At 45.3% G+C, this 6381-nt stretch carries 6 protein-coding genes; all 6 read left to right on the top strand.

Going from position 1 to position 6381, the window contains the following annotated elements:
• The first annotated feature begins 621 nt into the window (after positions 1 to 621).
• The 6 genes from rpmH to mnmG all read left to right on the top strand — a co-directional run bounded on the left by rpmH (position 622) and on the right by mnmG (position 6380).
• Positions 622 to 756: a 50S ribosomal protein L34 gene (gene rpmH, locus NYE36_RS20760; RefSeq protein ID WP_003178075.1), complete on the top strand. Its 135-nt coding sequence runs from the start codon at positions 622 to 624 to the stop codon at positions 754 to 756.
• Positions 757 to 909: 153 nt separating this feature from the next.
• Positions 910 to 1260, top strand: a complete 351-nt coding sequence (gene rnpA / locus NYE36_RS20755; RefSeq protein ID WP_004392944.1) for a ribonuclease P protein component — start codon at positions 910 to 912, stop codon at positions 1258 to 1260.
• Between the two features lie 160 nt (positions 1261 to 1420).
• Positions 1421 to 2170: a YidC family membrane integrase SpoIIIJ gene (gene spoIIIJ, locus NYE36_RS20750; RefSeq protein ID WP_007409906.1), complete on the top strand. Its 750-nt coding sequence runs from the start codon at positions 1421 to 1423 to the stop codon at positions 2168 to 2170.
• Positions 2167 to 2808: an RNA-binding cell elongation regulator Jag/EloR gene (jag, locus tag NYE36_RS20745; protein WP_020958121.1), complete on the top strand. Its 642-nt coding sequence runs from the start codon at positions 2167 to 2169 to the stop codon at positions 2806 to 2808. Before spoIIIJ ends, jag begins: the two co-directional genes overlap by 4 nt.
• Before the next feature lie 289 nt (positions 2809 to 3097).
• Positions 3098 to 4477 (top strand): tRNA uridine-5-carboxymethylaminomethyl(34) synthesis GTPase MnmE, encoded by a 1380-nt coding sequence (gene mnmE, locus NYE36_RS20740; protein WP_094032968.1) that lies wholly within the window; start codon positions 3098 to 3100, stop codon positions 4475 to 4477.
• Between the two features lie 16 nt (positions 4478 to 4493).
• Positions 4494 to 6380, top strand: a complete 1887-nt coding sequence (gene mnmG, locus NYE36_RS20735; RefSeq protein WP_007615086.1) for a tRNA uridine-5-carboxymethylaminomethyl(34) synthesis enzyme MnmG — start codon at positions 4494 to 4496, stop codon at positions 6378 to 6380.
• The last annotated feature ends 1 nt before the right edge of the window (position 6381 follow it).

Raw genomic sequence — 6381 nt, 5'->3', positions numbered from 1 at the left:
TATCCGGCACAGCCCTCCTTTTCTTTAAAAATCCGCGCCCTTTTCCTGTTATAGAACACAAAAAAAGAGCATATGGCTCTGACCATTCGTACACACGAAATGTTGAAAACATATAGTATAGTAGAAAAACAGCTTTTCGACAAATTCCACAAGTTGTGGACAACAATCTACACAAGCTGTGTGAAAACAATCCACAACTTATCCACAGTTTGTGGATAAAGAGAATGGGCTGGATAAGTAATTAAGAGTTAAAACACAAATATAATATCAAATTAAGCGAGGACTTGCAATGGTTCTCGTAATCTTATCCACAAACCTGACAACTTGTTGAAAAATCTTTGTCCACAGGAGTTAGCAATGTGAAAATGTTGTCGATAACGACTGTGGATATTAAAAAAAGGCCAAAAAATTATCCACATGTCGTTTTTTCGGGGGAGCGCGGCTTTTTTTTTGCGTTAAAAAAAGGAATATGAAAAATAAGGTTTCTAAACTGGTTAAGGTATGTTATCCTATTATGGTTGTAAGAAATAAAAGCACTGCTGAAGTTGACAATGAATAGGCAGCACAAATATAATAAGTAAGACTGTCTTTAACAGCTATTCCTCGAGGGAGGTGTCATAAATGAAAAGAACATTCCAACCGAATAACCGTAAACGCAGTAAAGTTCATGGCTTCAGAAGCCGTATGAGTTCAAAAAACGGTCGTCTAGTATTAGCACGCCGTCGCCGCAAAGGCAGAAAAGTATTATCAGCTTAGGCCACTGAATAATGTCAGTGGTCTTTTTTCACATTAAGAGAGTGAGATGTCATGCGTCGCCCGGTACTGGAGAAATTTCTTCAGTATTCCGGCGGCCCGTTTTTTTTAGATAGAAATAAAAGTTTCTGCGAGTGAATATCGGAGTGAATTAAAGTGAAGAAGCGAAATCGGTTAAAGAAAAATGAAGATTTTCAAAAAGTGTTTAAACGCGGAACGTCTATGGCAAACCGCCAGTTCGTGCTGTATACGCTTGATCAGCCGAAACAGGAAGAGCTCCGGGTAGGGCTTTCTGTCAGTAAAAAAATCGGCAATGCCGTCGTGCGCAATCGGGTGAAGCGGTTAATCAGACAGGCTGTTCAGGAGGAAAAAGAGCTGCTCAAGCCGAAAGATTTTATTATTATCGCAAGAAAACCCGCCGGCGACCTCAGTTTTGAAGAAACGAAAAAGAGTCTGCAGCACTTATTCAGAAAAACCTCATTATATAAGAAATCTTCGTCAAAATAGCTCATATTTTGTTTTCTTCACGTTTTTAAAAGCGCTTCCTTTTATTTGGCGAAAAATGAACGCCATTTGAAACTGAAAGATGCTAAAATACATACAAGGTTCATAAAGATTGGTATAGGAGGAAACGTTCTTGAAAAGGAGAATATGGTTACTACTGAGTATGGTCGGTATGCTCGTGCTGCTGGCCGGGTGCTCGAGTGTGAAAGAGCCGATTACGGCGAATAGTCCGCATTTCTGGGACAAATATGTTGTGTATCCATTGTCAGAAGTCATTACGTACGTAGCGAAACTGACGGGCGATAACTATGGTTTATCGATTATCATCGTTACGATTTTAATTCGTCTGCTGATTCTGCCGCTGATGATCAAGCAGCTTCGAAGCTCAAAAGCGATGCAGGCGCTGCAGCCTGAAATGCAGAAGCTCAGAGAAAAATACAGCTCTAAAGATCAAAAAACGCAGCAGAAGCTTCAGCAGGAAACGATGGCCCTGTTTTCAAAGCACGGGGTAAACCCGCTGGCCGGATGTTTCCCGATCCTGATTCAAATGCCGATTTTGATCGGATTCTACCACGCCATTATGCGTACGCAAGCCATTTCACAGCACAGCTTTTTATGGTTTGACCTAGGAGAGAAGGATCCTTACTATATTCTTCCTATCGTTGCCGGTGTGGCCACTTTTGTCCAGCAGAAGCTGATGATGGCCGGAAATCCGACTCAGAATCCTCAAATGGCGATGATGGTATGGATTATGCCGATCATGATCATCGTATTTGCGATCAACTTCCCGAGCGCGCTTTCTCTGTATTGGGTAGTCGGAAACCTGTTTATGATTGCTCAGACATTCCTTATTAAAGGACCTGACATTAAACACGATCCGGAAACGCAGAAAGCGGGAGGAAAGAAAAAGTGAAGAAGGTGACTGCTGCGGGACGGAATGTCGAAGAAGCAGTTCAATCAGGCCTTCAGGAACTTCAACTGACGAAAGATCAAGTAGAAATAACGGTGGTGCAAGAAGGATACAAAGGGTTTTTGGGTATTTTCGGAAAAAAGAATGCGATCGTAGAACTGGAAGAGAAAAAAAATCCTGTTCATGAAGCGAAAGCGTATTTGGAAGAAATCATCCATTCCATTGCCGGACCTTCTGAGATTGTTACGGAAGAAAACAAGAAAACAGTCTGTTTTCACATTAAAGGTGAAAAAGCGGCGCTGCTTATTGGCAAAAGAGGACAAACACTCAATGCCCTGGAAACATTGACGCAGCTTGTTTTGAACCGCGGCTCCGGCCAGTATCGCCAAGCCGTTGTCGACGCTGAGAATTATCGGCGGAAAAGAAGAGAAATTCTGGAGCAGCTGGCAAACAGGCTGGCCAAGCAAGTGTCGAAAACGAAAAAAGATGTGCATTTAGAACCGATGCCGTCAGGTGAAAGAAAAATCATCCATGACGCGCTGTCAAAGCATCCAAATATCAAAACGTTTTCTACCGGTGAAGGCCGGTACCGCCACCTCGTTATTTCCCATAAAGATAGCAGAAAACCGAAGTCCGGGTAAAATCGGAACTTCGGTTTTTTTATTGGTAAAAATGGCTCTATTCCTAAGCAGAATCGCACTTTTTGCGTTTAAGTTTTTTCTTTTTCGGTCTATGCTGTTGATAAAAAAGGTTTTAGGAAATAAAATTAATTGTTATTCACATGTGGATAAGTTAAAGTAATAAGGGATGAATTTCTGCCTTTGTGGATAACGTATCTTCCACTTCAAACCAAACTATGTTATCTTTTAATTTTGGCGTAAATAAAATTTTTTATATAGATGGAAACAGAGATAAAGAGAGGTGAACAGCATGGATACAATTGCAGCGATTTCAACTCCGATGGGTGAAGGCGCGATTGCGATCGTTCGGCTGAGCGGCCCTGAAGCCGTAAAGATCGCCGACAAAATGTACAAGGGTCCGAAAGGCAAAACGCTCAGTTCGGCAGAATCGCATACCATTCATTACGGGCATATCGCGGACAGCACGACGGGACGGATTATTGAGGAAGTCATGGTGTCTGTTTTAAGAGCGCCCAGAACATTCACAAGGGAAGATGTCATTGAAATCAACTGTCATGGGGGTATTGTGACGGTTAATCAGGTGCTCCAGCTTGCTTTAAGAGAAGGTGCGAGACTGGCAGAACCCGGTGAGTTTACGAAGCGCGCATTTTTAAACGGACGGATTGACCTATCACAGGCGGAAGCGGTGATGGATCTGATCAGGGCCAAAACGGACCGTGCCATGAATGTCGCCATGAACCAGATGGAAGGACGGCTTTCCGCGCTTGTCCGCCGTCTGCGTGATGAGTTGTTAGAAACACTTGCCCATGTTGAGGTTAATATAGATTATCCGGAATATGATGACGTCGAAGAAATGACGCATCAGCTTTTAGTAGAGAAGGCAAGCGGCGTGAAGAAAGAAATCGAGGCGCTGCTCCGTACGTCTGAGCAGGGGAAAATTTTGCGTGAGGGACTGTCTACCGTGATCATCGGCCGTCCGAACGTCGGAAAATCCTCTCTGCTTAACAGCCTTGTCCATGAAACGAAGGCGATCGTAACCGATATTCCGGGAACGACGCGTGATGTGATTGAGGAATATGTCAATGTCCGAGGCGTGCCGCTTCGGCTTGTCGATACCGCCGGAATCCGTGAGACAGAAGACATCGTCGAAAGAATCGGTGTGGAACGGTCACGGCAGGTTCTGAAGGAAGCGGATCTCATTTTGCTTGTGCTTAACCACAGCGAAGAGCTTTCTGAAGAAGATGTGAAATTGTTTGAAGCGATTGAGGGAATGGACGTCATTGTCATTATGAATAAGACGGACCTTGAGGCTAAGATTGACGCTGAGCGCGTCAAGGAACTGGCGAAAGGCCGGCCTGTCGTTACGACCTCATTGCTGAAAGAAGAAGGCATTCAAGATTTAGAGGAAGCGATTCAGTCGCTATTTTATACAGGAGCGATCGAAAGCGGAGATCTCACCTATGTCAGCAACACCCGTCATATCTCGATTCTGCATCAGGCAAAGCAAGCGATTGATGATGCGCTGAACGGAATTGAACAGGATGTTCCGATTGATATGGTGCAAATTGATTTGACAAGGTGCTGGGAGCTGCTGGGCGAAATCATCGGTGATGCCGTCCACGAAAGCTTAATTGATCAGCTCTTTTCACAATTTTGTTTAGGTAAATAAAAGGGAGGAAAAAACCATGGGGTATGAAGCAGGCCAATACGACGTGATTGTCATCGGCGCCGGGCATGCCGGTGTTGAGGCTGCCCTCGCATCCGCGCGCCAGGGAGCCAAAACGCTTGTTTTGACGATCAATCTTGATATGGTTGCGTTTATGCCATGTAATCCGTCTGTCGGCGGCCCCGCGAAAGGGATTGTCGTCCGCGAAATTGACGCGCTCGGCGGAGAAATGGCTAGAAATATAGATAAAACTCATATTCAAATGAGAATGCTGAATACAGGAAAAGGTCCAGCCGTACGGGCGCTGCGTGCGCAGGCGGATAAATTCCAATATCAGCACGAAATGAAGCATACGCTGGAAAAAACACCGAATTTGACACTTCTTCAAGGGATTGCCGAGCGTTTAATCATTGAAGACGGGGAGTGCCGCGGTGTCATTACGCAAACCGGTGCTGAATATAAGGCAAAAACGGTCGTGCTGACAACCGGAACGTATTTAAGAGGGCGGATCATTCTCGGTGATCTGTCTTACTCAAGCGGTCCGAATAACCAGCAGCCGTCTATTAAACTTTCTGAGCACTTAGAGGAGCTCGGTTTTGATCTCGTCCGTTTTAAAACGGGCACGCCTCCTCGTGTCTCAAGCGATTCCATTGATTACAGCAAAACAGAAATCCAGCCGGGGGACCCGGTTCCGCGCGCTTTCTCATATGAAACGGTTGAATACATTACCGATCAGCTGCCTTGCTGGCTGACTTACACGAGTCCTGAGACTCATGAGATCATCGACAGCAACCTGCATCGTTCGCCAATGTATTCCGGTATGATTAAAGGAACGGGACCGAGATACTGCCCTTCGATTGAAGATAAAGTCGTTCGGTTTAATGATAAACCGCGTCATCAGATTTTCCTTGAGCCGGAAGGCAGAAATACGCAGGAAGTATACGTTCAAGGTTTATCCACGAGTCTTCCTGAGGACGTGCAGCAGCGGATGCTGGCGACCATTCCGGGACTGGAAAAGGTGCAGATGATGAGAGCCGGATACGCGATTGAGTATGACGCGATTGTACCGACGCAGCTCTGGCCTACACTGGAGACGAAAAAAATCCCTAACCTGTACACGGCCGGTCAAATTAACGGTACATCAGGTTATGAGGAAGCAGCCGGGCAAGGAATTATGGCAGGGATCAACGCAGGCCGCAAAGCGCTTGGAAAAGAAGAAGTGATCCTCAGCCGTTCCGATGCTTATATCGGTGTATTGATTGATGATTTGGTAACGAAAGGAACCAATGAACCGTACCGTCTGCTGACTTCACGGGCGGAATACAGACTGCTGCTCCGTCACGACAACGCGGATCTTCGTCTGACGGAAATCGGCCACGATATCGGCTTAATTTCTGATGAGCGCTATGAAGCGTTTGAGAAGAAAAAAGCGGCGATCGAGGCGGAGAAAAAACGTCTCTGGTCTGTTATTATCAAGCCGTCTCCTGAGAATCAGGAATATATCCGTTCACTCGGCGGAAGCGAGCTGAAAGACGGAGTGCGCGGCACAGATTTAATGAAACGTCCGGAAATGAATTATGAAACAGTGACAAAACTTGCGCCTGCAGATTCTCCGGTGCCGCAAGATGTGGCGGAACAAGTGGAAATTCAGGTGAAATATGAAGGATATATCGAAAAATCCTTGCAGCAAGTGGAAAAGCTGAAGAAAATGGAAAATAAAAAAATCCCTGATCGGATTGATTATGACGCCATTAAAGGAATTGCTACTGAAGCCCGTCAAAAGCTGAAAGAAGTGCGTCCTTTATCAGTTGCTCAAGCGTCCCGTATTTCCGGCGTCAATCCGGCAGACATTTCAATCTTGCTGGTATACCTGGAGCAGGGCCGTATTGCCAAGGTAGCTGAATAGA

The sequence above is a fragment of the Bacillus sp. FSL R5-0593 genome, from assembly GCF_038603755.1.
In the GTDB taxonomy this organism is placed as follows: Bacteria; Bacillota; Bacilli; order Bacillales; family Bacillaceae; genus Bacillus; species Bacillus velezensis.
This window is presented reverse-complemented; position numbering and strand designations above follow the sequence as displayed.

What these genes read in the sequence shown, in the direction of transcription:
- rpmH (WP_003178075.1), top strand. Translation starts at nt 622, where the DNA reads ATGAAAAGAACATTCCAACCGAATAACCGTAAACGCAGTAAAGTTCAT.
- spoIIIJ (WP_007409906.1), top strand. Translation starts at nt 1,421, where the DNA reads ATGGTCGGTATGCTCGTGCTGCTGGCCGGGTGCTCGAGTGTGAAAGAG.
- mnmE (WP_094032968.1), top strand. Translation starts at nt 3,098, where the DNA reads ATGGATACAATTGCAGCGATTTCAACTCCGATGGGTGAAGGCGCGATT.
- mnmG (WP_007615086.1), top strand. Translation starts at nt 4,494, where the DNA reads ATGGGGTATGAAGCAGGCCAATACGACGTGATTGTCATCGGCGCCGGG.